This is a genomic window from Pseudomonas sp. S150 (assembly GCF_004526365.1).
Taxonomy (GTDB): Bacteria; Pseudomonadota; Gammaproteobacteria; order Pseudomonadales; family Pseudomonadaceae; genus Aquipseudomonas; species Aquipseudomonas putida_A.
On the sequence record NZ_CP038207.1, the window covers coordinates 5,594,730 to 5,618,202 of the forward strand.

General features: G+C 59.2%; 27 protein-coding genes and 1 tRNA gene. 6 read left to right on the forward strand and 22 right to left on the reverse strand.

The window, feature by feature from the left end; all coding sequences use genetic code 11:
• Positions 1-12: 12 nt before the first annotated feature.
• The 12 genes from rlmN to trmJ form a co-directional block, all read right to left on the reverse strand.
• The gene (rlmN, locus tag E3Z29_RS25880; protein ID WP_003227893.1) at positions 13-1,161 is read right to left on the reverse strand and encodes a 23S rRNA (adenine(2503)-C(2))-methyltransferase RlmN; all 1,149 of its coding nucleotides are present in this window, start codon (positions 1,159-1,161) and stop codon (positions 13-15) included.
• Positions 1,162-1,189: 28 nt separating this feature from the next.
• Positions 1,190-1,615, reverse strand: a complete 426-nt coding sequence (gene ndk, locus E3Z29_RS25885; protein WP_007964426.1) for a nucleoside-diphosphate kinase — start codon at positions 1,613-1,615, stop codon at positions 1,190-1,192.
• Positions 1,616-1,703: 88 nt separating this feature from the next.
• The gene (iscX, locus tag E3Z29_RS25890) at positions 1,704-1,904 is read right to left on the reverse strand and encodes a Fe-S cluster assembly protein IscX (RefSeq protein WP_008084655.1); all 201 of its coding nucleotides are present in this window, start codon (positions 1,902-1,904) and stop codon (positions 1,704-1,706) included.
• A gap of 14 nt (positions 1,905-1,918) precedes the next feature.
• The gene (gene fdx, locus E3Z29_RS25895; RefSeq protein ID WP_007964424.1) at positions 1,919-2,260 is read right to left on the reverse strand and encodes an ISC system 2Fe-2S type ferredoxin; all 342 of its coding nucleotides are present in this window, start codon (positions 2,258-2,260) and stop codon (positions 1,919-1,921) included.
• The gene (gene hscA / locus E3Z29_RS25900) at positions 2,260-4,125 is read right to left on the reverse strand and encodes a Fe-S protein assembly chaperone HscA (RefSeq protein WP_134787276.1); all 1,866 of its coding nucleotides are present in this window, start codon (positions 4,123-4,125) and stop codon (positions 2,260-2,262) included. Before hscA ends, fdx begins: the two co-directional genes overlap by 1 nt.
• Before the next feature lie 51 nt (positions 4,126-4,176).
• Positions 4,177-4,698, reverse strand: a complete 522-nt coding sequence (hscB, locus tag E3Z29_RS25905; RefSeq protein WP_003227901.1) for a co-chaperone HscB — start codon at positions 4,696-4,698, stop codon at positions 4,177-4,179.
• Positions 4,699-4,706: 8 nt separating this feature from the next.
• A complete protein-coding gene (gene iscA / locus E3Z29_RS25910) occupies positions 4,707-5,030 on the reverse strand; it encodes an iron-sulfur cluster assembly protein IscA (protein ID WP_003227904.1) in 324 nt (107 codons plus the stop codon).
• A gap of 28 nt (positions 5,031-5,058) precedes the next feature.
• Positions 5,059-5,445 carry a Fe-S cluster assembly scaffold IscU gene (gene iscU / locus E3Z29_RS25915; protein ID WP_003227907.1) on the reverse strand — a complete coding sequence of 129 codons (387 nt, stop codon included), beginning with the start codon at positions 5,443-5,445 and terminating at the stop codon, positions 5,059-5,061.
• A gap of 83 nt (positions 5,446-5,528) precedes the next feature.
• Positions 5,529-6,743 (reverse strand): IscS subfamily cysteine desulfurase, encoded by a 1,215-nt coding sequence (locus E3Z29_RS25920; protein ID WP_007964423.1) that lies wholly within the window; start codon positions 6,741-6,743, stop codon positions 5,529-5,531.
• A 50-nt stretch (positions 6,744-6,793) separates the two neighbouring features.
• Positions 6,794-7,285 carry a Fe-S cluster assembly transcriptional regulator IscR gene (gene iscR, locus E3Z29_RS25925; protein WP_007956690.1) on the reverse strand — a complete coding sequence of 164 codons (492 nt, stop codon included), beginning with the start codon at positions 7,283-7,285 and terminating at the stop codon, positions 6,794-6,796.
• Positions 7,286-7,525: 240 nt separating this feature from the next.
• Positions 7,526-8,302 carry a serine O-acetyltransferase gene (gene cysE / locus E3Z29_RS25930; protein WP_003227913.1) on the reverse strand — a complete coding sequence of 259 codons (777 nt, stop codon included), beginning with the start codon at positions 8,300-8,302 and terminating at the stop codon, positions 7,526-7,528.
• 3 nt (positions 8,303-8,305) lie between these two features.
• Entirely contained in the window at positions 8,306-9,076 is a 771-nt protein-coding gene (trmJ, locus tag E3Z29_RS25935) for a tRNA (cytosine(32)/uridine(32)-2'-O)-methyltransferase TrmJ (RefSeq protein WP_027612138.1), read from the reverse strand.
• 145 nt (positions 9,077-9,221) lie between these two features.
• Here trmJ and suhB point away from each other — a divergent pair, with 145 nt between their 5' ends.
• Positions 9,222-10,040, forward strand: coding sequence for an inositol-phosphate phosphatase (gene suhB / locus E3Z29_RS25940; RefSeq protein ID WP_003227916.1), 819 nt, complete (start codon positions 9,222-9,224; stop codon positions 10,038-10,040).
• Positions 10,041-10,284: 244 nt separating this feature from the next.
• Here suhB and E3Z29_RS25945 read toward each other — a convergent pair whose 3' ends face one another.
• The 6 genes from E3Z29_RS25945 to queA all read right to left on the reverse strand — a co-directional run bounded on the left by E3Z29_RS25945 (position 10,285) and on the right by queA (position 16,388).
• Positions 10,285-10,833, reverse strand: a complete 549-nt coding sequence (locus E3Z29_RS25945) for a glycine zipper 2TM domain-containing protein (RefSeq protein WP_027612139.1) — start codon at positions 10,831-10,833, stop codon at positions 10,285-10,287.
• 121 nt (positions 10,834-10,954) lie between these two features.
• Positions 10,955-11,869 (reverse strand): protein translocase subunit SecF, encoded by a 915-nt coding sequence (gene secF / locus E3Z29_RS25950; RefSeq protein ID WP_003227920.1) that lies wholly within the window; start codon positions 11,867-11,869, stop codon positions 10,955-10,957.
• Between the two features lie 9 nt (positions 11,870-11,878).
• The gene (secD, locus tag E3Z29_RS25955) at positions 11,879-13,747 is read right to left on the reverse strand and encodes a protein translocase subunit SecD (RefSeq protein WP_003227922.1); all 1,869 of its coding nucleotides are present in this window, start codon (positions 13,745-13,747) and stop codon (positions 11,879-11,881) included.
• Positions 13,748-13,811: 64 nt separating this feature from the next.
• On the reverse strand, positions 13,812-14,150 hold the full coding sequence (gene yajC / locus E3Z29_RS25960; protein WP_003227923.1) for a preprotein translocase subunit YajC: 339 nt from the start codon (positions 14,148-14,150) through the stop codon (positions 13,812-13,814).
• A gap of 43 nt (positions 14,151-14,193) precedes the next feature.
• Positions 14,194-15,309, reverse strand: coding sequence for a tRNA guanosine(34) transglycosylase Tgt (tgt, locus tag E3Z29_RS25965; protein ID WP_161794909.1), 1,116 nt, complete (start codon positions 15,307-15,309; stop codon positions 14,194-14,196).
• Positions 15,310-15,323: 14 nt separating this feature from the next.
• Positions 15,324-16,388, reverse strand: coding sequence for a tRNA preQ1(34) S-adenosylmethionine ribosyltransferase-isomerase QueA (queA, locus tag E3Z29_RS25970; RefSeq protein ID WP_134787277.1), 1,065 nt, complete (start codon positions 16,386-16,388; stop codon positions 15,324-15,326).
• Between the two features lie 108 nt (positions 16,389-16,496).
• On the opposite strand from queA, the gene E3Z29_RS25975 reads away from it, so the two are divergent.
• Positions 16,497-16,581: transfer RNA gene (locus E3Z29_RS25975), tRNA-Leu, on the forward strand.
• A 166-nt stretch (positions 16,582-16,747) separates the two neighbouring features.
• Here E3Z29_RS25975 and E3Z29_RS25980 read toward each other — a convergent pair.
• Together E3Z29_RS25980 and E3Z29_RS25985 are read right to left on the reverse strand one after the other, a co-directional pair.
• On the reverse strand, positions 16,748-17,104 hold the full coding sequence (locus E3Z29_RS25980) for a hypothetical protein (RefSeq protein ID WP_027612144.1): 357 nt from the start codon (positions 17,102-17,104) through the stop codon (positions 16,748-16,750).
• Between the two features lie 67 nt (positions 17,105-17,171).
• Positions 17,172-17,432, reverse strand: a complete 261-nt coding sequence (locus E3Z29_RS25985; RefSeq protein ID WP_027612145.1) for a DUF6429 family protein — start codon at positions 17,430-17,432, stop codon at positions 17,172-17,174.
• Positions 17,433-17,696: 264 nt separating this feature from the next.
• Here E3Z29_RS25985 and E3Z29_RS25990 point away from each other — a divergent pair, with 264 nt between their 5' ends.
• Positions 17,697-18,026, forward strand: coding sequence for a hypothetical protein (locus tag E3Z29_RS25990; RefSeq protein WP_103369541.1), 330 nt, complete (start codon positions 17,697-17,699; stop codon positions 18,024-18,026).
• Between the two features lie 24 nt (positions 18,027-18,050).
• Here the strand turns inward: E3Z29_RS25990 and E3Z29_RS25995 are convergent, their stop codons facing one another.
• Positions 18,051-18,800, reverse strand: coding sequence for a hypothetical protein (locus E3Z29_RS25995; protein ID WP_134787278.1), 750 nt, complete (start codon positions 18,798-18,800; stop codon positions 18,051-18,053).
• Between the two features lie 110 nt (positions 18,801-18,910).
• Here E3Z29_RS25995 and E3Z29_RS26000 point away from each other — a divergent pair, with 110 nt between their 5' ends.
• The 3 genes from E3Z29_RS26000 (at position 18,911) to E3Z29_RS26010 (ending at position 22,128) form a co-directional block, all read left to right on the forward strand.
• Positions 18,911-19,294, forward strand: a complete 384-nt coding sequence (locus E3Z29_RS26000; RefSeq protein ID WP_256662047.1) for a hypothetical protein — start codon at positions 18,911-18,913, stop codon at positions 19,292-19,294.
• A 110-nt stretch (positions 19,295-19,404) separates the two neighbouring features.
• Entirely contained in the window at positions 19,405-20,136 is a 732-nt protein-coding gene (locus tag E3Z29_RS26005) for a hypothetical protein (RefSeq protein WP_134787279.1), read from the forward strand.
• A gap of 72 nt (positions 20,137-20,208) precedes the next feature.
• Positions 20,209-22,128 carry an alkaline phosphatase D family protein gene (locus tag E3Z29_RS26010; protein WP_134787280.1) on the forward strand — a complete coding sequence of 640 codons (1,920 nt, stop codon included), beginning with the start codon at positions 20,209-20,211 and terminating at the stop codon, positions 22,126-22,128.
• 123 nt (positions 22,129-22,251) lie between these two features.
• Here E3Z29_RS26010 and E3Z29_RS26015 read toward each other — a convergent pair whose 3' ends face one another.
• The gene (locus E3Z29_RS26015) at positions 22,252-23,424 is read right to left on the reverse strand and encodes an aspartate aminotransferase family protein (RefSeq protein WP_134787281.1); all 1,173 of its coding nucleotides are present in this window, start codon (positions 23,422-23,424) and stop codon (positions 22,252-22,254) included.
• Positions 23,425-23,473 lie beyond the last annotated feature (49 nt).

The following is a 23,473-nucleotide window of genomic DNA, read 5'->3' on the forward strand; positions in this document are numbered from 1 at the left end:
AGAGATCCTCTCTTAGTTAGTGTTCGCGGCGTTCTGTGCCAGATCGCTGTCGGCGCTCAACTCGCGCACGGCGATGTAACGTTCACTGCGACGGGTGCGATCCAGCACCTGCCCTACCAATTGACCACACGCAGCGTCGATGTCTTCACCACGGGTGGTGCGGACAGTGACGTTAAAGCCGGCCTGATGCAACTGATCCTGGAACCGACGAATGGCGTTGTTGCTCGGCCGTTCGTAACCGGAATGCGGGAACGGGTTGAACGGAATCAGGTTGATCTTGCATGGAATGTCTTTGAGCAGCTCGATCATTTCCACGGCGTGCTCAAGCTTGTCGTTGACGTCCTTGAGCAAGGTGTACTCGATGGTCAGCACGCGTTTCTCGCCCAGGGCGGACATGTAGCGCTGGCACGACTCGAGCAGCATCTTAAGCGGATATTTCTTGTTGATCGGCACCAATTGGTTACGCAATGCGTCATTCGGTGCGTGCAGGGACAACGCCAGGGAGACGTCGATGTGCTTGGCCAGCTCATCGATCATCGGCACCACGCCCGAAGTGGACAGGGTCACGCGGCGCTTGGAGATCCCGTAACCGAGGTCATCCATCATCAGATGCATGGCGGCCACGACGTTGTCGAAGTTCAGCAGCGGTTCGCCCATGCCCATCATCACCACGTTGGTGATGGCGCGGTCGATGGTGGCGGGAACACTGCCGAAGGATTTGTTGGCAATCCACACCTGACCGATGACTTCGGCGGCGGTGAGGTTGCTGTTGAAGCCTTGCTTGCCGGTGGAGCAGAAACTGCAGTCCAGGGCACAGCCTGCCTGGGACGAAACGCACAGAGTGCCGCGTTTGCCCTGGGGAATGTAGACGGTCTCGACACAGCTGCCGGACGCCACGCGCACCACCCACTTGCGGGTGCCGTCGCTGGAAATGTCCTCGCTGACCACTTCGGGACCACGGACCTCAGCAATAGCCTTGAGCTTGTCACGCAAGGCCTTGCTGACGTTCGTCATGGCGTCGAAATCATCGACGCCAAAGTGGTGAATCCATTTCATTACCTGACCGGCACGGAAACGCTTCTCCCCGATTGAGTCGAAGAATTTTTCCATTTCCGGCTGGGTCAGACCCAGCAGGTTTGTTTTAACAGTCGATGTAGTCATGGATTCACCTTCACTCTTTAAGCAATGCTTAGCGAGTGGTTACTTCAGTAGCTGCGAAGAAGTACGAGATTTCGCGAGCAGCAGCGGCTTCGGAGTCCGAACCGTGAACGGCGTTGGCGTCGATCGACTCAGCGAAGTCAGCACGGATGGTGCCGGCAGCAGCTTCTTTAGGGTTGGTAGCGCCCATCAGCTCACGGTTCAGAGCGATAGCGTTTTCGCCTTCCAGAACCTGAACAACAACAGGACCGGAGATCATGAAAGCAACCAGGTCGCCGAAGAAACCGCGCTCTTTGTGCTCAGCGTAGAAGCCTTCAGCTTCAGCTTTGGACAGCTGCTTCAGTTTCGAAGCTACAACGCGCAGGCCTGCTTTTTCGAAACGAGTGGTGATCTCGCCGATGACGTTTTTTGCAACAGCGTCAGGCTTGATGATGGAGAAAGTACGTTGAACAGCCATGGTGTAACTCCAGAAACAGTAATTTGCGAAAAATTAAACCCGCGAATTATACGCGGGTTCTTGGGTATTGCCTAACCTGCGAGGACGATCAGTCCAATTCTTCAGCCCAGAGCGTCTGAACCGCTTCCAACACTTTCTCGCCGACCCGGCCAGAGGTATTGTCAAAATCCGGCAGCTCTTTGATCCATTGCTGCAGATCGACGAAATTGACAGAGAACGGGTCTACACCCGGCTTGGCTTCGGCCAATTCTTCTGCAATGCGTTGAACATCATTCCAACCGTAGCTCATGACAGTCTTACCAGTCAGTGCGGCGCTTCGGCCGCATGGTTAAGCGAATATTTCGGAATCTCGACGGTGATGTCTTCTTCACCAACGATAGCCTGACAGGCCAGACGCGATTGCGCTTCCAGACCCCAGGCGCGATCGAGGAAGTCTTCTTCCAGCTCGTCCGCCTCTTCCAGCGAGTCGAAACCCTCGCGGATGATGCAGTGGCAAGTGGTGCAGGCGCAGACGCCGCCGCAGGCGCTTTCCATCTCGATGTGGTGTTCGTGAGCCAGCTCGAGAATCGAAGTGCCGGGCTCGGCCTCGACGACCATGCCTTCAGGGCAGAACTTCTCGTGGGGCAGAAAAATGACCTGCGGCATCAGATATCCTCGATTTCATTCAGATTGCGCCCCGACAGAGCGGCTTTCACCGTCAGATCCATGCGGCGGGCAGCAAAAGCATCGGTCACTTGCGACAGACGCTTGGTCTGCTGCTCGATGGCGTAACCATCGGTGCCTTTCATCAGTTCGGCCAGTTCTTGCATCTGCAGCTCGATGACCATGCGCTCCTCGGCGTCGAGCAAACGCTCGCCATCGGCTTCCAGAGCACCCTGCACCGCTTCGATCAGGCGTTGGGCATCGACTTGCTGCTCGCGCAGGACGCGGGCGACCTTGTCGTCATTGGCGTGCTGGAACGAGTCCTTGAGCATCTTGGCGATTTCACCGTCGGTCAGACCGTAGGACGGCTTGACCTGAATGCTCGCCTCGACGCCCGAACCCAGTTCGCGGGCAGACACGCTGAGCAGGCCGTCGGCATCGACCTGGAAGGTCACGCGAATCTTCGCCGCACCAGCCACCATCGCCGGAATGCCGCGCAATTCGAAGCGAGCCAGGGAGCGGCAGTCGCTGATCAGCTCGCGCTCACCCTGCAGCACATGGATCGCCATGGCCGACTGGCCGTCTTTATAAGTAGTGAAGTCCTGCGCACGGGCGACCGGGATGGTGGTGTTGCGCGGAATCACCTTTTCCATCAGCCCGCCCATGGTTTCCAGCCCAAGGGACAGTGGAATCACGTCGAGCAGCAGCAGTTCGCCGCCATCGCGCTTGTTGCCAGCCAGCGTATCCGCCTGGATCGCGGCCCCGATGGCCACCACTTGATCCGGGTCGATTTCGGTCAGTGGCTGACGACCGAAGGCTTCGGCGACGGCTTCACGAACGCGCGGCACACGAGTCGAACCACCGACCATGACCACGGCATGCACGTCTTCCAGCTCGATACCGGAATCACGCACGGCGCGGCGGCAGGCTTTCAGGCTGCGGGCGACCATCGGCTCGATCAGCGCATCGAAGGCTTCGCGGGTCAGCTGCGCTTTCCAGTCACCGTAGGCGACTTCAACGCTGGCCGCATCGGTCAGGGCTTCTTTGGCCGCACAGGCGGTTTGCAGCAGATTGCGTTGTGCGCCCGGGTCGAGATCGGCAGACAAGCCGGCGTTCTCGATGATCCAGCCAGCAATCGCGTGATCGAAGTCATCGCCGCCCAAGGCGCTGTCGCCGCCGGTGGCCAGCACTTCGAAAACACCGCCAGTCAGACGCAGAATCGAAATATCGAAAGTTCCGCCGCCCAGGTCATAGATTGCGACCAGACCTTCGGCGTGTTGATCCAGGCCATACGCCACGGCAGCAGCAGTCGGCTCGTTGAGCAGACGCAGCACATTCAGACCGGCGAGTTTCGCCGCATCCTTGGTGGCCTGGCGCTGCGCATCGTCGAAATACGCCGGAACGGTGATCACCGCACCGACCAGCTCGCCACCCAGGGTCGCTTCAGCACGCTGACGCAAAACCTTGAGGATATCGGCAGAGACTTCGACCGGGCTTTTCGGACCTTGTACGGTGTCGATGAACGGCATGTGCGATTCGCCGCCGACAAAGCGGTATGGCAGTTGCTCGCCCAATTGCTTGACGTCGGACAAACCACGCCCCATCAGGCGCTTGACCGACAGCACAGTATTCAAGGGATCGGAGGACGCGGCCAGTTTGGCCGATTCGCCAACCTCGACGCGGTCGGCGTGATAACGCACGGCGGACGGCAGGATGACCTGCCCGTCAGCGTCGGCCAGTGGCTCGGAAAGACCACTGCGCAACGCAGCGACCAGCGAATTGGTAGTGCCCAAGTCGATCCCCACAGCCAGACGACGCTGGTGCGGTTGAGGACTTTGGCCGGGTTCGGCGATCTGCAGTAGGGCCATCGTGATCAGGACTTATCTGTATATCAGGCGTGCGACCGGAGCGGCACTGGGTTAATCGTCGAGGCGCTCTTCTAACTGGCGCACTTCGTAGGTGAGCTTGTCGAGGAACTGCATGCGCCGCATCAGGCGTTCGGCCTGTTCGCGTTGCGCCGCATCATCCCAACAGGCTGCGAAGCTTTCGTTCAACTGTTCCTGAGCCACCTTCAGGCGACGCTTGAATACCGCGACACCGTCGAGATCGGCGCTGTCCTGGAGGTCTTCGAGCTCTTCGCGCCATTGCATCTGCTGCAAAAGAAACTCGGGATCATGGACCGTGACTTCCATCGGCACTTCATGCCCGCTGATGGTCAGCAGGTAGCGTGCACGCTGGGCAGGACTCTTGAGCGTCTGATACGCGTCGTTAAGCCGCGCAGACTGCTCGAGCGCTGAGCGCTGCTCGCGCTCGGAAGCGTCGGCAAAGCGGTCAGGATGAACACCGCGCGCCAACTCACGGTAGCGCGTGGCCAACTGCTCGAGATCCAGGCGAAAGCTCGGTTGCAGCTCGAATAAAGCGAAATGACAAGGAATACCCACGACAAGCCTCAGATGTTGAAGCTTTCGCCGCAGCCACATTCACCGCGTACGTTGGGGTTGTTGAACTTGAAGCCTTCGTTCAACCCTTCCTTGACGAAATCGAGCTCGGTGCCGTCCAGGTAAGCCAGGCTTTTCGGGTCGATGATCACTTTCTCGCCGTGACTTTCGAACACCTGATCCTCGGCAACCACCTCGTCGACAAACTCCAGCACGTAGGCAAGGCCGGAACAGCCCGTGGTGCGAACACCCAGACGAATCCCTTCACCTTTGCCGCGCCCGTCGAGGGAGCGTCGCACGTGTCGAGCAGCCGCTTCTGTCATGCTGATAGCCATCGTTGACTCCTTACTCGTCGCGCAATGCTTAGATCAAGCCTTTCTTCTGCTTGTAGTCGCGAACAGCCGCTTTGATAGCGTCTTCAGCGAGTACCGAGCAGTGGATTTTCACTGGCGGCAGAGCCAGTTCTTCGGCCAGCTGAGTGTTCTTGATGGTCTCGGCTTCGTCCAGCGTCTTGCCCTTCATCCACTCGGTGGCCAGGGAGCTGGAAGCGATTGCCGAACCGCAGCCATAGGTCTTGAACTTGGCGTCTTCGATAACGCCTTGATCGTTGACCTTGATCTGCAGACGCATCACGTCGCCGCACGCCGGAGCGCCGACCATGCCGGTGCCGACATCCGGGTCTTCCGCGTTCATCTTGCCGACGTTGCGCGGGTTTTCGTAGTGGTCGATGACCTTTTCGCTGTAAGCCATGGTGCTTAATCCTCACTCATCAGAGAGTCGCTCTTTAAGCCCTGCAACCTGGGGTCGCAGGGCCGGTTCGCGGCGACTTGAAATCAGTGTGCCGCCCACTCGATTTTCGAAATGTCGACACCGTCTTTGTACATGTCCCACAGCGGCGACAGAGCGCGCAGCTTGGTAACGGCCTCGCAGACTTTCTGCGCGGCGTAGTCGATTTCTTCTTCGGTGGTGAAACGGCCGAAGGTGAAACGGATCGAGCTGTGTGCCAGTTCGTCGTTGCGGCCGAGGGCGCGCAGAACGTACGAAGGCTCCAGGGACGCCGAGGTGCAGGCCGAACCGGACGATACCGCCAGATCCTTGAGCGCCATGATCAGCGACTCGCCTTCAACGTAGTTGAAGCTCAGGTTCAGGTTGTGCGGAACGCGGGCGGTCAGGCTGCCGTTGACGTACAGCTCTTCCAGATGCTCGACCTGCTTGTAGAAGCGGTCGCTCAGGGCTTTGATGCGCACGTTTTCGGCAGCCATGTCTTCCTTGGCTACACGGAACGCTTCGCCCATGCCGACGATCTGGTGGGTCGCCAAGGTGCCGGAACGCATGCCACGTTCGTGACCGCCACCGTGCATGGTCGCTTCGATGCGCACACGCGGCTTGCGGCTGACGTACAGCGCGCCGATGCCTTTAGGGCCGTAGGTTTTGTGGGCGGAGAACGACATCATGTCGACTTTCAGCTTCTGCAGGTCAATGTCGACCTTGCCAGTGGACTGAGCCGCGTCAACATGCAGCAGAACGCCCTTGGAGCGGGTCAGTTCGCCGATGGCAGCGATGTCGTTGATGGTGCCGATCTCGTTGTTCACGTGCATCACCGACACCAGAATGGTGTCTTCGCGCAGTGCCGCTTCGATCATCGCCGGGGTGATCAGACCGTCTTCGGTCGGCTCGAGGTAGGTCACTTCGAAACCTTCACGCTCCAGTTGGCGCATGGTGTCGAGAACGGCCTTGTGTTCGATCTTGCTGGTGATCAGGTGCTTGCCTTTGGAACCATAGAAATGCGCCGCACCCTTGATCGCCAGGTTGTCGGATTCGGTGGCGCCGGACGTCCAGACGATTTCACGCGGGTCGGCGTTGACCAGGTCGGCCACCTGACGACGGGCGTTTTCGACGGACTCTTCAGCTTTCCAGCCGAACACGTGGGAACGGGACGCCGGGTTACCGAAGTTTCCGTCGACCAGCAGGCATTCACTCATCTTTTGCGCAACGCGCGGATCGACCGGGGTGGTCGCAGAGTAATCAAGGTAAATCGGCAATTTCATGGACTATCTCCTAAATCAGGCTGGCTGGCGTGCCGCTAGCTCTTTGGCTGTCATTCGACGGCGGACGCTTCAATCTTGTCCAGGCGCGGCGCCTTGCCATTGCAACGACGCTGATCCTGACGCTGGGCCACTTCCTGCACCTCACGGCGAGTTACGAGGTCGGCCAAGCTGATACCGCTGAGAAATTCGTGAATCTGCAGGCTCAGGTCGCACCACAGGTGATGAGTCAGGCAGGTGTCGCCGGAATGGCAGTCGCCCTGGCCCTGGCACTTTGTAGCATCGACCGATTCGTTGACCGCATCGATCACCTGAGCCACCTGGATGCCCTGCATGTCGCGCGACAGCTGGTAACCACCGCCTGGACCGCGAACACTGGAAACCAGGTTACTGCGGCGCAGCTTGGCGAAAAGCTGTTCGAGATAGGACAGGGAGATGCCTTGGCGCTCGGAGATATCGGCCAGGGACACCGGCCCGTGCTGCGCGTGCAACGCCAGGTCAAGCATGGCGGTCACGGCGTATCGGCCTTTTGTAGTCAGTCGCATGGACAATTACCACGGAGTTCGGAATGGGCGGGAGTATGCAATTCCCGAGCATTTAAGTCAACTATAAGACCTAGTGCTTTAGTCGGGTTTACCCGCAAAAGAGCGCGCGCATCATAGCAAAGGCTGGCGGCGTACAGCCAGCGGTACCGCGTTATCGTTCTTCGCGAGCAAGCCCGCTCCCACAGGGGGGATGCATTCCAATGTGGGAGCGGGCTTGCTCGCGAAACACAGCGCCCCGGTTTAGCTGGCCTGGCTCTGATCCTTGCCCTTCACGCAAGCGAAATCTTCTTCGCGCAGCTCAGGCAGATCTTTCGCACAGTAATTACTGCCCAGATCCTTCAGCGCGCCGCACATCCCCTCCAGCCGCCCGTCCACCGCTTGCAGGTGATCGAGCAACTGACCGATGGCACGAGCCACCGGGTCGGGCATGTCTTCGCTGACGCCATAGGCGTCGAAACCAATCTTCTCGGCCATCGCCTTGCGCTTGGCGTCCTGCTCTTCATCGGTTTTGACGATGATCCGCCCCGGAATCCCCACTACTGTAGCGCCCGGCGGCACTTCCTTGGTCACTACGGCGTTGGAGCCGACTTTCGCGCCAGCCCCCACCGTGAATGGCCCGAGCACTTTGGCACCAGCACCCACGACAACCCCATCACCCAGCGTCGGGTGGCGCTTACCCTTGTTCCAACTGGTGCCGCCGAGGGTTACGCCCTGATAAATGGTCACGTCATCGCCAATCTCGGCGGTTTCACCAATGACGATGCCCATGCCGTGGTCAATGAAAAAGCGCCGACCAACTTTGGCACCCGGATGAATCTCGATCCCGGTCAACCAACGACCGAAGTTCGACACCAGTCGCGCCAGCCATTTCAGCTCGTTGCGCCACAGCATCCCGGCCAACCGATGAATCCAGATCGCGTGCATACCGGGGTAGCAGGTCAGGACTTCAAAAGCGTTACGCGCCGCCGGGTCTCGATGGAATACGCTCTGGATATCTTCACGCAAACGCTCAAACATCATTCAGTCCTTCCGCTTAAGAAGCTCACCACGGGCCGCTTTTTGGGTTTCCGTGAGGATGCCACGCAAAATATTCATTTCCGCCCGGCTGACCGAGCTGCGTCCGTACAATCGGCGCAGGCGCGCCATCAAGTGCCGTGGCTTTTCCGGATCAAGAAATTCGATGGCGACCAGCGTCTGCTCCAGATGCTCGTAAAAGCGCTCCAGCTCATCCATGGTCGCGAGTTCGGCGCTTTTCACCGAGGCCACTTCTTCTTTCTCGATCTTGGTCGGCTGCCCTTGAGCGGCCAGCCAGGCCATGCGCACTTCGTAGCTCAACACCTGCACCGCCGCCCCGAGGTTCAACGAGCTGAACTCAGGATCGGAGGGGATGTGCACGTGAAAGTGACATCGCTGCAGCTCCTCGTTGGTCAGGCCGGAGTCTTCACGACCGAACACCAACGCGATTTGTGCGCCCTGCCCCGCTTCCTCGACCACTTTGCTCCCGCATTCGCGGGGATCGAGCAGCGGCCAGGGAATGCGCCGGTCACGGGCGCTGGTGCCGAGCACCAGATTGCAGCCGACCAAAGCGTCTTCCAGAGTGGCGACGACTTGGGCGTTTTCAAGAATGTCACCGGCACCGGAAGCACGCGCATCGGCTTCGTGGTGCGGAAACAACCGCGGTTCGACCAGCACCAGCCGCGACAGACCCATGTTTTTCATGGCGCGCGCGGCCCCGCCGATGTTGCCGGGGTGGCTGGTATTGACCAGGACGACACGAATGTTCTGCAGCAAGGGAGGCGCTCTCGGACACAGGAAAGGGGTGCAAATCTTACAGAACAGCCTACCGTTAAGCTATGAAAGCGAACAGCGACCTTCACCTGAAGAAAAGTTCTGATAGAATGCGCGGCTTTCTTTAACAACCTTAGGTGACACATCCATGCAGCCCATGCTGAATATCGCGCTGCGCGCCGCCCGCAGCGCCAGTGAACTGATCTTCCGCTCCATCGAGCGCCTGGATACCATCAAGGTCGACGAAAAAGACGCCAAGGATTATGTATCCGAGGTCGATCGCGCCGCCGAACAGAAAATCATCGATGCTCTGCGCAAGGCTTACCCGAATCACTCGATCCAGGGTGAAGAGACCGGCATGCATGTCGGTAACGGCATCGAAGGCGAAGAGTACCTGTGGATCATCGATCCACTGGACGGCACCACCAACTTCCTGCGTGGCATTCCTCACTTTGCCGTCAGCATTGCCTGCAAATACCGTGGTCGCCTGGAACACGCTGTGGTTCTGGACCCGGTTCGCCAGGAAGAATTCACCGCCAGCCGTGGTCGCGGCGCTCAACTGAACGGTCGTCGTCTGCGCGTCAGCGGTCGCACCAGCCTCGACGGCGCTCTGCTGGGTACTGGCTTCCCGTTCCGTGACGACCAGATGGACAACCTCGACAACTACCTGGGCATGTTCCGCGCCCTGGTTGGCCAGACTGCCGGCATCCGCCGCGCCGGCTCCGCCAGCCTGGACCTGGCCTACGTGGCTGCCGGTCGTTTCGACGCGTTCTGGGAGTCGGGCCTGTCCGAGTGGGACATGGCTGCCGGCGCCCTGCTGATTCAAGAAGCTGGCGGCCTGGTGAGCGACTTCACCGGCGGTCACGATTTCCTTGAGAAAGGCCACATCGTTGCCGGCAACACCAAATGCTTCAAGGCAGTCCTGACGGCGATCCAGCCGCACCTGCCGGCTTCGCTGAAGCGTTAAGCTTCCCGCGAAAAGCAAAAAGCACCCTTCGGGGTGCTTTTTTTATGCCTGCGATTTCAGCCTCCACTCGAATCCACTGTGGGAGCGGGCTTACTCGCGAAGGCGGCGCGTCAGCCAACATTAATTCTGGATGGTAGACCGCATTCGCGAGCAAGCCCGCTCCCACAGGGTCTTTGTGGTGAGGCTTGAATGGCAGGCACAAAAAAGCACCCCGCAGGGTGCTCTTTTTTAAACGATCAGACGGTTATTGAGCCGGCTGATTCTGCGACAGAATCAACTTACCTTCCTTGTCCACCGGAATCTGGTTGCCCGGATCACGGTCCATCCGCACTTTGCCTTCCTTGCCATCCAGCGAATAACGCACGTCGTAACCGACAACCTTGTCGCTGATGTCATTCACGGTGTTACAGCGAGTCTGGGTGGTGGTGTAGGTATCGCGGTTCTGCATGCCTTCCTGCACCTTGTTACCGGCATAACCGCCACCGACCGCGCCAGCGACCGTGGCAATCTTCTTGCCGGTACCGCCGCCGATCTGGTTACCCAGCAAACCACCCGCTACCGCACCAATCGCGGTACCGAGGATCTGGTGTTGATCCTTGACCGGCGCCTGGCGGGTTACAGCAACATCCTTGCACACTTCACGTGGAGTCTTGATCTGTGTTTTGACCGGCTCAACGGCCAGCACTTGCGCATACTCAGGGCCGCTTTTAACCAGGCTGTAGGTGGCAACAGCACCCCCGGCAGTCACACCGACAGCACCCAATACCGCACCAACCAGCAACGACTTGTTCACATGAACCTCCTGACCATCACATACGGGACGCGCCCGCGCTTCTCCCAGCCTTGGAGCATAAAAAAAGGCGCGAGTTCAACTCGCGCCTTTTTCGGGCTGACAGCCGGAGAAACGATGGCCGTTATGGACGGTCGTCGACTTCCTTCTCGGTGTTGGCCGGAGGAATCAGATCCTCGGTGCTCAGGTTCAGCCAGATCAGCACCACGTTCGCGATGTAGATCGACGAGTAGGTACCCGCCAGAACACCGATGAACAGGGCAATGGAGAAACCGAACAGGTTGTCGCCACCGAAGAACAGCAGCGCAGCGATCGCCAGCAAGGTGGAGATCGACGTTGCCATAGTCCGCAGCAGGGTCTGAGTGGTCGAGATGTTGATGTTCTCGATCAGCGAAGCCTTGCGCAGCACACGGAAGTTCTCACGAACCCGGTCGAACACCACGATGGTGTCGTTCAGCGAGTAACCGATGATCGCCAGTACCGCCGCCAGCACCGTCAGGTCGAAGGTGATCTGGAAGAACGACAGGATACCGACAGTCACGATCACGTCGTGAATCAGCGAAACGATGGCGCCGACCGCGAATTTCCACTGAAAGCGGAAAGCCAGGTAGATCAGGATGCCGCCGAGCGCCAGCAGCATGCCGAGGCCGCCCTGGTCGCGCAGCTCTTCACCGACCTGCGGGCCGACGAACTCGACACGCTTGACCGTCGCCGGGTTGTCGCCGCCGACTTTCTGCAAAGCCTCGGCCACCTGGTGACCCAACTGCGGGTCTTCACCCGGCATGCGCACCAGCAGGTCAGTGGTTGCACCAAAGCTCTGCACGATGGCTTCGTGGTAACCGGAAGTCACCAGCTCTTCACGCACTTTGGTGACGTCGGCCGGACGCTCGTAGGTCAGCTCGATGAGCGTACCGCCGGTGAAGTCCAGGCCCCAGTTCATGCCCTTGTGGACGACGCTGAAAATAGCCAGCAACGTGAGAAACACTGTGACGCCGAACGCGAAGTTGCGAACGCCCATGAAGTTGATTGTACGTAACATGGCAGCCCCTTAAATCCACAACTTCTTGAAGTCACGTCCGCCGAAGATCAGGTTGACCATTGCGCGGGTCACCATGATGGCCGTGAACATCGAGGTAAAGATCCCGAGGGACATGGTCACTGCGAAGCCCTTCACCGGGCCGGTGCCCATGGCGAAGAGGATGCCGCCAACCAGCAGAGTGGTCAGGTTGGCGTCGAGAATCGCGGTGAAAGCCCGGCCGAAGCCTTCGTTGATTGCACGCTGCACGGTCATGCCGGCTGCGATCTCTTCACGGATCCGCGAGAAGATCAGCACGTTGGCGTCGACCGCCATACCCATGGTCAGGACGATACCGGCGATACCCGGCAGGGTCAGCGTTGCACCCAGCAGCGACATCAGCGCCAGCAGCAGCACCATGTTCACCGCCAGCGCGACCGTGGCGATCAAACCGAAGAAGCGGTAGATGGCGATGATGAACAGCGAGACGAACAGCATGCCCCACAGCGATGCATCAATACCTTTGGTGATGTTGTCAGCACCCAGGCTCGGACCGATTGTGCGCTCTTCAGCGAAGTACATCGGCGCGGCCAGACCACCGGCACGCAGCAGCAGCGCCAGCTCGGACGATTCACCCTGGCCGTTCAGGCCGGTGATGCGGAACTGCGCGCCCAGCGGCGACTGAATGGTCGCCAGGCTGATGATCTTCTTCTCTTCCTTGAAGGTCTGCACCGGCACGTCTTTCTCGACGCCATCAACAACCTGCTTAACGTAGGTGGTCACCGGACGCTGTTCGATGAAGATCACCGCCATGCTGCGGCCGACGTTCGAACGGGTCGCGCGGCTCATCAGCTCGCCACCGTGACCGTCCAGACGGATGTTCACTTCAGGTGTGCCGTGCTCGCCGAAACCGGCCTTGGCATCGGTCACCTGGTCACCGGTGATGATCAGGCCACGCTCGATCTGCGCAGGAGGACGCTTGCCTTCACGGAACTCGAAGGTCTCGGAAGTGGCTTTCGAAGCACCCGGCTCTGCAGCCAGACGGAACTCAAGGTTGGCCGTCTTGCCGAGAATACGCTTGGCTTCGGCAGTGTCCTGCACGCCCGGCAGCTCAACCACGATGCGGTTGGCGCCCTGACGCTGAACGATCGGTTCGGCAACACCCAGCTCGTTGACGCGGTTACGTACCGTGGTCAAGTTCTGCTTGATGGAGTATTCACGGATTTCCGCCAGCTTGGCCGGGGTCATCGCCAGACGCAGCACCGGTTGACCGTTGAGGTCGGCCGGAACAATGTCGAAATCGTTGAAGTTCTTGCGGATCAGCGCACGGGCCTGTTCGCGGGAGTCAGCATCGCTGAAGCCCAACTGAATGGCGCCGCCCAGTTGCGGCAGACTGCGATAGCGCAGCTTCTCTTTACGCAGCAGACTCTTGACGTCGCCTTCGTAGACTTTCAGGCGGGCGTCGAGGGCTTTGTCCATGTCCACTTCCAGCAGGAAGTGCACACCACCGGACAAGTCCAGACCCAGCTTCATCGGGTGCGCGCCGAGGTTGCGCAGCCATTGCGGGGTGGTCTGTGCCAGGTTCAGTGCGACGACGTAGTCATCACCCAATGCCTTGCGCACAACATCTTTGGCCGGCAGCTGGTCTTCAGCCTTGGTCAGACGGATCAGACCGCCCTTGCCGTTGGCGGCCAGCGAAGCTGCCTTGACGTTGATCCCGGACTCACGCAGCGCGGTGCTGACGCGATCCAGATCGGCCTGATTGACCTGCAGTGCCGTGCTGGCGCCGCTGATCTGAATGGCCGGGTCATCAGGGTATAGATTGGGAGCGGAATAAATCAGACCGACCGCCAGCACCGCCAGGATCAGAATGTATTTCCACAGAGGATATTTGTTCAGCATCACGCCGCCCGTTATGAACGCGGGGCGCCTTGCGCGCCCCGTCGATTGAGTAGAAGTTGGAACCTTAGATCGCTTTCAGCGTGCCTTTTGGCAGCGTGGCGGCGATGGCGCCCTTCTGGAACTTCATTTCCACGGTGTCGGAAACTTCCAGAACCACGAAGTCATCGGCCACTTTGGTGATCTTGCCGGCGATGCCGCCGGTGGTGACCACTTCGTCACCCTTCGCAAGGCTGCTCAGCAGGTTCTTCTGCTCTTTGGCGCGCTTGGCCTGTGGACGCCAGATCATCAGGTAGAAGATGACCAGGAAGCCGACCAGGAAAATCCACTCGAAGCCGCCGCCCATTGGGCCTGCAGCAGCCGGTGCAGCTGCGTCAGCCATGGCGTTAGAGATAAAAAAGCTCATTTAGCACTCCAGTTGCAAATGTTGAATCTTGGGGTCAGAAAACTCAGTCCAAAGGCGGAACGGGGAGCCCGCGTTTGGCGTAGAAGGCATCGACAAAGGCGGCCAATGTACCCTGTTGAATAGCCTCGCGCAAACCAGCCATCAGCACCTGATAATGGCGCAAGTTATGGATGGTATTGAGCATGCTGCCGAGCATTTCGCCGCACTTGTCCAGGTGATGCAGATAAGCGCGGGAGAAGTTCTGGCAGGTATAGCAATCGCAGGTCGGATCCAGCGGCGAATCATCATGGCGATGGAACGCGTTACGGATCTTCAGCACGCCTGTATCAATGAACAGATGCCCATTGCGGGCATTACGGGTTGGCATCACGCAATCGAACATGTCCACACCGCGGCGCACACCCTCAACCAGATCTTCCGGTTTGCCAACGCCCATAAGGTAACGAGGTTTGTCAGCCGGCATCATGCCCGGCAGATAATCCAGCACCTTGATCATCTCGTGCTTCGGCTCGCCCACCGACAGACCGCCAATGGCCAGGCCATCGAAGCCGATCTTGTCGAGGCCTTCCAGCGAGCGCATGCGCAGATCCTGGTGCATGCCGCCCTGAACGATGCCGAACAGCGCTGCGGTGTTGTCGCCATGCGCGTTTTTCGAGCGCTGGGCCCAACGCAGCGACAGCTCCATCGAAACGCGAGCGACATCTTCGTCAGCCGGGTACGGCGTGCATTCGTCGAAGATCATCACGATGTCGGAACCGAGATCGCGTTGCACCTGCATCGATTCTTCCGGGCCCATGAACACTTTCGAGCCGTCAACCGGGGAGGCGAAGGTCACGCCCTCCTCCTTGATCTTGCGCATCGCGCCCAGGCTGAACACCTGGAAGCCGCCGGAGTCGGTAAGGATCGGGCCTTTCCACTGCATGAAGTCGTGCAGGTCGCCGTGCTCCTTGATCACCTCGGTGCCCGGACGCAGCCACAGGTGGAAGGTGTTGCCCAGAATGATTTCCGCGCCAGTGGCGACGATGTCACGCGGCAACATGCCTTTGACCGTGCCGTAGGTGCCCACCGGCATGAACGCCGGGGTCTCGACGGTGCCACGCGGAAAGGTCAGCCGACCACGACGAGCCTTGCCATCGGTGGCAAGCAGTTCAAAGGACATGCGACATTCGCGACTCATTCTGTTTCCTCTGGGCCTGTGTTTTCAGGGGCAGTCGGGGCGGGATTACGGGTGATGAACATCGCATCACCGTAGCTGAAAAAGCGGTAGCCGTTGTCGACGGCGGCTTTATAGGCGGCCATGGTTTCGGGATAACCGGCGAACGCCGAAACCAGCATCAACAGCGTGGATTCCGGCAAATGGAAGTTTGTGACCAGGGCGTCGACCACATGGAACGGCCGGCCCGGATAGATAAAGATGTCGGTGTCGCCACTGAACGGCTTGAGCACGCCATCGCGCGCGGCACTTTCCAGCGAACGCACGCTGGTGGTGCCCACGGCAATCACCCGCCCGCCACGCTCACGGCACGCGGCAACGGCGTCGACCACGTCCTGGCCGACTTCCAGCCACTCACTGTGCATGTGGTGATCTTCGATCTTGTCGACGCGCACCGGCTGGAACGTCCCCGCACCGACGTGCAGCGTGACGAACGCGGTCTCGACGCCCTTGGCGGCAATCGCCTCCATCAGCGGCTGATCGAAATGCAGCCCCGCCGTCGGCGCCGCTACCGCACCCAGGCGCTGGGCGTACACGGTCTGATAGCGCTCGCGATCCGAACCTTCGTCCGGGCGGTCTATATAAGGAGGCAACGGCATGTGCCCGACGCGATCGAGCAGCGGCAGCACTTCTTCAGCAAAGCCCAGCTCGAACAGCGCATCGTGACGCGCGAGCATCTCGGCTTCGCCACCGCCGTCGATGAGGATCTTCGAACCCGGCTTCGGCGACTTGCTGGAGCGCACATGGGCCAGCACGCGGTGCGAATCGAGCACGCGTTCGATGAGGATTTCCAGCTTGCCGCCCGAGGCTTTCTGCCCGAACAACCGCGCCGGAATCACCCGGGTATTGTTGAATACCATCAAATCGCCCGGGCGCAAATGCTCAAGCAAATCAGTGAATTGACGGTGTGCAAGGGCGCCGCTCGGCCCATCAAGGGTCAGCAGGCGACTACCGCGACGCTCGGCCAACGGGTGGCGGGCGATCAGCGAATCAGGAAGCTCGAAGGTAAAGTCAGCAACGCGCATGATGGGGTTCGTCTAGCAGGGCCGGAAAGTCTAGCGGAATTATCAAAAATTGACCATGAAACGTGATTGACCAACGGTAATCACCTCTCTATACTTCGCCGCCATTGAGCCCTGATGGCGGAATTGGTAGACGCGGCGGATTCAAAATCCGTTTTCGAAAGGAGTGGGAGTTCGAGTCTCCCTCGGGGCACCAAAATTAAGAAAGGTCTTGCTTAGCAAGGCCTTTTTTTTCGTCTGTCGGAAAGTGCCCCCTCTCCACTCAATGGCCACCTGCTCACCCGCGATGAGACCGGTTGCGCGATAAACTTGGCGAAGTATTGATCGCTAAAAGCGAAGAACTTCAGACGCTTGCCACAAGCTCAAAGCCTGCTGGCGATTTCTTGCCACATATGGTCGTAGTTGTATTTCAACCAACGAATCAGCAACTTGTCGAACAACCTGCGAAACCAATTACGCTGCCGCGCCACAAGCCTTTCCTCTATCTCGCCCCTGAGCCAATCAGGGTCAAAACCTGTCCAGACAGTCGGCAAGACCGCTGCAATGTTCATAAAGCACACCGGCGCTACTTCTGAATAAAAAATCTCGTAGAGCACCGCTGGATCGACGCCTTTTAGCTGGCATGCGATGTAATCGTAATCAGTGGGAAAATGGTTGAACGGTTCGGACAGTGCAGCTCTAACGTTTGTCAGTTGTGGTTCATTCAGAAAATGCTCCAACGGGAAAACCCCTCCATTTGCGTTCCACTGGCGCGGCGCAGTTCAAACGACGAGCCGAGACAGGAACTCAGATATCTGGATCAGGCGCACGCGGGGCTTGAACAACTCCCCCAAACAAACGCTCAGCTATCTGACGACCTCGTTCCTGGCCCTCCTCCGTCAACCAGATCGATTTGTTCCTGTTTACCGGATTACTGATGAGACCCTGTTCATGCAATCGGTTCATGACTTCAAAATCGAAGCCTTTCCATGCATTGCCGTCGTCGGAACTGAAAGCGGCCAACAGGGCAAGCACAGCCTCTTCAATCAACTTTTCGTCGTATTCCATGATCGTCGCTCCGCTCATATGCCTGAACTATCGTTGAGTTTGTCTGGCAGCTCATACTCGCTGGCCATCCTGAGAAACTCGTTCTGTTGCTTAGGTCATTGAATGTCTCGGCGCTGTCCGTGCAACCTGTTTTGCCTAGGGACTGCACCTGATGCGTCCACTCAGTATAATCACGCACGCCCGCACGCGGTCTGCCGCCCGTAGCGGCTTTCGTTGGTCGTTCCGACTTTCAAGACTCATGCTTAAGGACCTCCAAGGCCAACCATGGAAACGTCACTGGAAACCGTCGCCCTGTTCTCCCTCAAACTCGCTTACGAGGAGGAAGGCCTGAGCCCGATTCTGCGGGATGACATGGTTATGGGTGACTATCAGAAAGACGTTTTCGAACTGCTGGTGCGCCGGGGTGATGTCGAGACGATTCAGTTCAAGATGAACGAGTGCCTGGGCTTGGCGATGGATGCGTTGGGCGGGGTCGAGAAACCGTTGGGGCGGGAGCTGCACAAGCTGTCAGCCGATTTCCGTCAGGCGCAGTCGCTGGAGCAGCTTGATCAGCCGCTCCTCGCGCTCAAGGGTTATCTGAAAGATATTCTTTGATCAGTTGCTTCACGCGCTGACCTTTCAGCGTCGAGCCTTCAACACCCGAATATCCGTGGGAAATCCATCCGCCCCCACAAGCTTCTTCCAGCCCACATACTGAAACTCGCCCCGCTCATCGATGTAATCGCCCTTCTCCACCGACCGGCCACCGACGATCGCCACGCGTTTTTCCTCGCCACAACCGCCATCCGATGGGCGAACGGTATAAATCACATACGGCTTCACATATTGCGTGGCGCGGAAGTATTGGCCGCAGACTTCGTCGACGGTGATCAGCATGGTTTTCAGGCGAGCTTCGCCGTCCATGTCTTCGTGCAGTTTCAGGAAGGAGATGTCGCCGACGTCGCTGTAGCCGAGTGAACGGGCGCGTTTGTATTTGGGGGAGTTCTGGTGGGCGATGCGCCCTTGCTCAGCCGCCTGATTCATTCTGGTGGCGAACTCGGCCTTGCCTTGGGCAATCGTTGCCTCGGCCTGGGCGGCGACGTTTTCGCATTGCGCGAATTCGCGGGAGCCGAGGTATTGGGGCGTCAGGTTCAAGCGGCGCTCATTGATGATCCGCAGGCTGCCTTCCAGATCACCTGCCACCTCAAAGGCGCCAGGTACGCGACCGCTCTGGACGTCGGCGATTTTTTCCTGCATTCGCTGGCAGTTAGCGAGGTAATACTGCCAGCTGCTTTCCGGGGGCTCTTTCCACTCGGCGAATGCCGGGGTAATGACAGCGGCGCACGTGATTGCACAGAGCAAGCGCAGAACAGAAGCGGCTTTTAGCATGAGTAGTCCATTACAGGAATCAAGAAAGTGGCGCGACGCTACTATTTTGCTATCGTGCCGTCCACTGTCGGCAAGGTGCCGAGTGCTTGTACCGTGACGGGTTTCGAAGGATGGATACGATGGATGTTGGGTTTTTCTTTATCGCCTGGATAGGCATGTGGGTCTGGGTCGTCAGGCAGCGTGGTGCGTGGAATCTGCTACTCGCCAATGTGTTGGGTGCGACCAGCGGCATGATTGTCGGCGTGGTGGTTTCGCAGCTTTGTGTCGGTCTGTTCGGCTCTAGCCGGCCACCGGTCCCGGGGGTCATGGGATCGCTTCTGGAAATGCTGGCGACTGCCGCGGCGCTGACCGGCGTATGGATGCTGGTGGCCCGTCGCTCGCAGGTCGAACACCCTGTCGCGCGTCAGCTACTGGCCGGCCTTTGCGGCGTTGTGGCCGGCATAACGGCGATCATGTTTTTTGTTCAGATCAATCCGCCCAATCTCGGCATGTGAATGTCTTCGTGGCGTCAGACCTCTATTTTGATATCTTGCCGTCCATCTTCAGCACTCACCGCCAGTGGGTGCTGTTTTGCAGGCTATTGAAGGGTTAAGGAAAGGATCGAATGGAGTTTCTGAGTTTTCTGGCATTTATCGCCGCCTGGGGTTTGATGTGGCGCTGGGTGGTGAAAAACCGCGGCAGCTGGAATCTGTTTTACGGCAACATCGTTGGCGCGGCGGGCGGTTTTATCGTCGGCATGGTGGTGCTGTCGATCTTCCTGTCGTTGTTCCCGTCGGCGCATAAAGCCGAAAAGGCGCCAGTCGAAGACGTGATCGCACAGAACGATGTCACCACCAGTCTGTTGCCCGAAGCCGAGTCGGACTCGACGTCCGCGGTACTGGAAAACGCGCCGGGCTTTGCCGCGATCGAGCCGGATAACCAACCTTCTCCGCCGGATTCCGCACTGCTGCCGAATTACGCCAGCCGGGCACCGAAATCGATATCGGAAAAAGCCGTCCTGGATCAGAGCGACGCGCAGGGCCGTAAAGCGCTCACCGCGCTGCGCGACAAGCTTGGGCAAAATGCCGACAGCGATAAATCGATGCTCGCGTATGTCATGTGCGGCACGGTGGTCACCAGCACACTACGCTTCCCGGCGTCGGAGCGCTTCGCCGACAGCTCTGCCATTGTCACCAAGCGCTTCAAGGATCAGGTCTACACCCTCAGCAACAAGGTCACCGCGCGCAACATGAACGGCGATGACGTCACTTATCGCTTCGACTGCTCGGTGCAGGAGCAATCCGCGTCCGCCGAATGGCGACTGCTGGCGCTGAAGCTGCAGAAGGCCGATTCTTAAGCCTCGTTTAAGGGTTCAAGGCGCCGGCTGCGCTATCATCGCCAGCCTGTGCGTCTTGAGCTTTGCCCCTGAATGTCCCCGATACCTGCTGACCTGAATCCGCTGCCTCCCGTCTTGGCCGGCCCACTGCTGCGCCGGCTGGAAACCACGCGCGTGGTGCTGTGGCTGGTCGGTACGCGTCAACTGTCGCTGACGTTGCGCCTGCAAGGCGTAGGAGACATCCCTCTCGATGCCGGGAGGTGCACGGTCATTCCTGTAGGCCGTCATGCGTTCGTTCATTTGATTGACGTTGTGCTGGACAGCGCCCTGCCCTGTGAGACCGTTGTGGGTTACGACTTGCTGATCGATGGCCAGCAGCGAATTGCCGACTGGGCACCACATCTGGTGTATGGCGATGCTACTTGCCCGAACTTCGTCGTGCGCTCACGGATCGATCAATTGCTCCACGGCTCCTGCCGCAAGCCGCATCATCCGGCGGCAGACGGTCTGCTCTGTGTCGATCAGTTGCTGGCGATAGAAACCGATCCACAACAACGCCCCTCCCTGTTGATGATGAGCGGCGACCAAATCTACGCCGACGACGTCGCCGGCCCGATGCTGCGGGCGATTCATGCGTTGATCGAGCGCCTCGGCCTGTTCGACGAACACCTCGAAGGTGCCGTGGTCAGCGACAGCGCCAAGCTCTACCAACACCCGGCCAGTTACTACCACCGTGCGGATCTGTTACCGGCGCTGGAGAGCAACGAGACCTTGCGCGAGCGATTTTTCGGCGGTGCGCGTAAGCCGATTTTCACCAGCAGCAGTGCTGACAATCACCTGGTGACCTTCGCCGAAGTGATGGCGATGTATTTGCTGGTGTGGTCGCCGATTGCCTGGGGGTTGATCAATCCTGCTGCTCCAGCGCTGACGCCTGAACGCTTGAAGCGCTACACCCTGGAGCAGACCCGAATCGATGGTTTCAAGGCCGGGTTGGCCAACGTTGCCCGGGCGCTGGCGCACCTGCCGAGCCTGATGATTTTCGATGACCACGACATCACCGATGACTGGAACCTTTCCGCGCAATGGGAAGAAACCGCCTACGGTCATCCGTTCTCCAAACGCATCATCGGCAACGCCTTGATCGCGTACATGTTGTGTCAGGGCTGGGGCAATAATCCGGACGCGTTCAAGGATGTGCTGGAGAACACTCGCCGCCTGAGCGCCAGTGGTGACGATCAATATCTCGACAGCCCGGTGCAGGACGCGCTGATCGATGACTTGCTGCGCTTTCAGCATTGGCATTTCGTGCTGCCGAGCAGCCCGGCGCTGGTGGTGCTCGACACCCGCACCCGGCGCTGGCGCAGCGAGATGGCACTCAAGCAACCCTCCGGTTTACTGGACTGGGAAGCGCTGAGCGAACTGCAGCAGGAGCTGCTTGATCATCCGTCAGCGATCATCGTTTCACCGGCGCCGATCTTCGGCGTGAAGCTGATTGAAACCGTTCAGAAGGTTTTCAGCTGGTGCGGTTATCCACTGCTGGTCGACGCCGAAAACTGGATGGCTCATCGCGGTGCGGCGCAGGTGATCCTGAACATTTTCCGACACACCCGCACACCCGGAAACTACGTGGTGCTGTCCGGCGATGTGCATTATTCCTTCGTCTACGAAGTGCTTATCCGACACCGCAAGGCCGGGCCACGGATCTGGCAGATCACCAGCAGCGGGATCAAGAACGAGTTCCCGAAAACCCTGCTGGAATGGTTCGACCGCCTCAACCGCTGGCTCTATTCGCCGCGCTCGCCGTTGAACTGGTTCACCAAACGCCGACGCATGCGCATCGTGCCGTACACCCCGGAACATGCCGAAGCGGGTGAACGGCTGTGGAATTCAGCCGGGATCGGCCAGGTGTTTTTCAATGCGCTGGGGCAGCCGAGCGAGATCATTCAGCACAATTCGAACGGGGCGCTGAAGACGCGGATGCTGGCGCCGGAGTTGGGGGATTATCCGGACTGACGTGCACCTATTCCAATGTAGGAGTGAGCCTGCTCGCGATTGCGGTAGGCCATTCAAAATGTATATCGCCTGATACACCGCTATCGCGAGCAGGCTCACTCCTACAGGGGGTTCGTTTGCGCGTCAGTGCGCGATCACGGCACGCCCCACCCCTCTGACAATCATCCCCACCTCCCGCTCATCAATCGTCAGCGGCGGCAGCAGCCGTATCGTCTTGCCACGCGTCACGTTGATCAGCAATCCATGATCCCGCGCCGCAATCAGCGTCAGATCGCGAATCGGCTGTTTCAACTCGATGCCGATCATCAAGCCCTGCCCGCGAATCGCCAACACATTGGGGTTGTCTGCCAGTTCGGCGCGCAGGCGGGTCAACAGGCGCTCACCCTGCACTCTGACGTTCTCCAGCAGCCCCTGTTCTTCGATGATGTCCAGCACCGTGCAGCCGACCCGGCAGGCCAGCGGGTTGCCGCCGAAGGTGCTGCCATGGCTGCCGGGCGTGAACAGGTCCGCCGCTCTGCCCCGCGCCAGACAGGCGCCGATCGGCACACCGTTGCCGAGGCCTTTGGCCAGGGTCATGACGTCCGGCACGATACCTTCATGCTGGAACGCAAACCACTGGCCAGTGCGGCCGATACCGGTCTGGATTTCGTCGAGCATCAACAGCCAGGCGCGCCGATTGCACACTTCCCGCAGGGCTTTGAGGTAGCCGGGCGGCGCCAGTTGCACGCCGCTTTCGCCCTGGATCGGCTCGACCAGAATCGCCACGATGCGCGCGCCATGCTTGTGCTGCAGCTGACCCAGCGCCGCCAGATCACCGAAAGGCACTTTGACGAAATCCCCCGGCAGATCATTGAAGCCCAGGCGCACCGCCGGGCCATCACTCGCCGACAACGTACCGAGCGTGCGGCCATGAAATGCGTTGGCCATGACCACCACCAGCGGCTGTTCGATACCTTTGCTCCAGCCGTACAAGCGCGCAAGTTTCAGTGCAGTCTCGTTAGCCTCAGCACCCGAGTTATTGAAGAACGCGCGATCCATGCCCGACAGCTCAGTCAGCCGTTTGGCCAGTTGCTGCTGCCAGTCGATGCTGTACAGGTTGGAGGTGTGCAACAGCAGCCCCGCCTGTTCGCTAATAGCAGCGACGATCCGTGGGTGCGAGTGCCCTACGTTGGTCACCGCAACCCCGGCGACGGCATCCAGGTATTCACGACCGGCCTGATCCCACAGGCGAGTGCCCAGACCTCTGGTGAAACTCAGGGCCAGCGATTGGTAGGTGTTCATCAGGGCGGCGGTCATGACTTCAAACTCCAGTGAAGGTCGGTGTGTTTGCAGTATGGTTAGCCAC

Bases quoted from the DNA above. Each gene is read 5' to 3' on its own strand.
- rlmN (WP_003227893.1), bottom strand. From the start codon at position 1,161: ATGACTACATCGACTGTTAAAACAAACCTGCTGGGTCTGACCCAGCCG.
- ndk (WP_007964426.1), bottom strand. From the start codon at position 1,615: ATGGCTGTTCAACGTACTTTCTCCATCATCAAGCCTGACGCTGTTGCA.
- iscX (WP_008084655.1), bottom strand. From the start codon at position 1,904: ATGAGCTACGGTTGGAATGATGTTCAACGCATTGCAGAAGAATTGGCC.
- fdx (WP_007964424.1), bottom strand. From the start codon at position 2,260: ATGCCGCAGGTCATTTTTCTGCCCCACGAGAAGTTCTGCCCTGAAGGC.
- hscA (WP_134787276.1), bottom strand. From the start codon at position 4,125: ATGGCCCTACTGCAGATCGCCGAACCCGGCCAAAGTCCTCAACCGCAC.
- iscA (WP_003227904.1), bottom strand. From the start codon at position 5,030: ATGGCTATCAGCATGACAGAAGCGGCTGCTCGACACGTGCGACGCTCC.
- iscU (WP_003227907.1), bottom strand. From the start codon at position 5,445: ATGGCTTACAGCGAAAAGGTCATCGACCACTACGAAAACCCGCGCAAC.
- E3Z29_RS25920 (WP_007964423.1), bottom strand. From the start codon at position 6,743: ATGAAATTGCCGATTTACCTTGATTACTCTGCGACCACCCCGGTCGAT.
- iscR (WP_007956690.1), bottom strand. From the start codon at position 7,285: ATGCGACTGACTACAAAAGGCCGATACGCCGTGACCGCCATGCTTGAC.
- cysE (WP_003227913.1), bottom strand. From the start codon at position 8,302: ATGTTTGAGCGTTTGCGTGAAGATATCCAGAGCGTATTCCATCGAGAC.
- suhB (WP_003227916.1), top strand. From the start codon at position 9,222: ATGCAGCCCATGCTGAATATCGCGCTGCGCGCCGCCCGCAGCGCCAGT.
- secF (WP_003227920.1), bottom strand. From the start codon at position 11,869: ATGTTACGTACAATCAACTTCATGGGCGTTCGCAACTTCGCGTTCGGC.
- secD (WP_003227922.1), bottom strand. From the start codon at position 13,747: ATGCTGAACAAATATCCTCTGTGGAAATACATTCTGATCCTGGCGGTG.
- yajC (WP_003227923.1), bottom strand. From the start codon at position 14,150: ATGAGCTTTTTTATCTCTAACGCCATGGCTGACGCAGCTGCACCGGCT.
- tgt (WP_161794909.1), bottom strand. From the start codon at position 15,309: ATGTCCTTTGAACTGCTTGCCACCGATGGCAAGGCTCGTCGTGGTCGG.
- queA (WP_134787277.1), bottom strand. From the start codon at position 16,388: ATGCGCGTTGCTGACTTTACCTTCGAGCTTCCTGATTCGCTGATCGCC.
- E3Z29_RS25985 (WP_027612145.1), bottom strand. From the start codon at position 17,432: ATGGAATACGACGAAAAGTTGATTGAAGAGGCTGTGCTTGCCCTGTTG.
- E3Z29_RS25990 (WP_103369541.1), top strand. From the start codon at position 17,697: ATGGAAACGTCACTGGAAACCGTCGCCCTGTTCTCCCTCAAACTCGCT.
- E3Z29_RS25995 (WP_134787278.1), bottom strand. From the start codon at position 18,800: ATGCTAAAAGCCGCTTCTGTTCTGCGCTTGCTCTGTGCAATCACGTGC.
- E3Z29_RS26000 (WP_256662047.1), top strand. From the start codon at position 18,911: ATGGATACGATGGATGTTGGGTTTTTCTTTATCGCCTGGATAGGCATG.
- E3Z29_RS26005 (WP_134787279.1), top strand. From the start codon at position 19,405: ATGGAGTTTCTGAGTTTTCTGGCATTTATCGCCGCCTGGGGTTTGATG.
- E3Z29_RS26010 (WP_134787280.1), top strand. From the start codon at position 20,209: ATGTCCCCGATACCTGCTGACCTGAATCCGCTGCCTCCCGTCTTGGCC.
- E3Z29_RS26015 (WP_134787281.1), bottom strand. From the start codon at position 23,424: ATGACCGCCGCCCTGATGAACACCTACCAATCGCTGGCCCTGAGTTTC.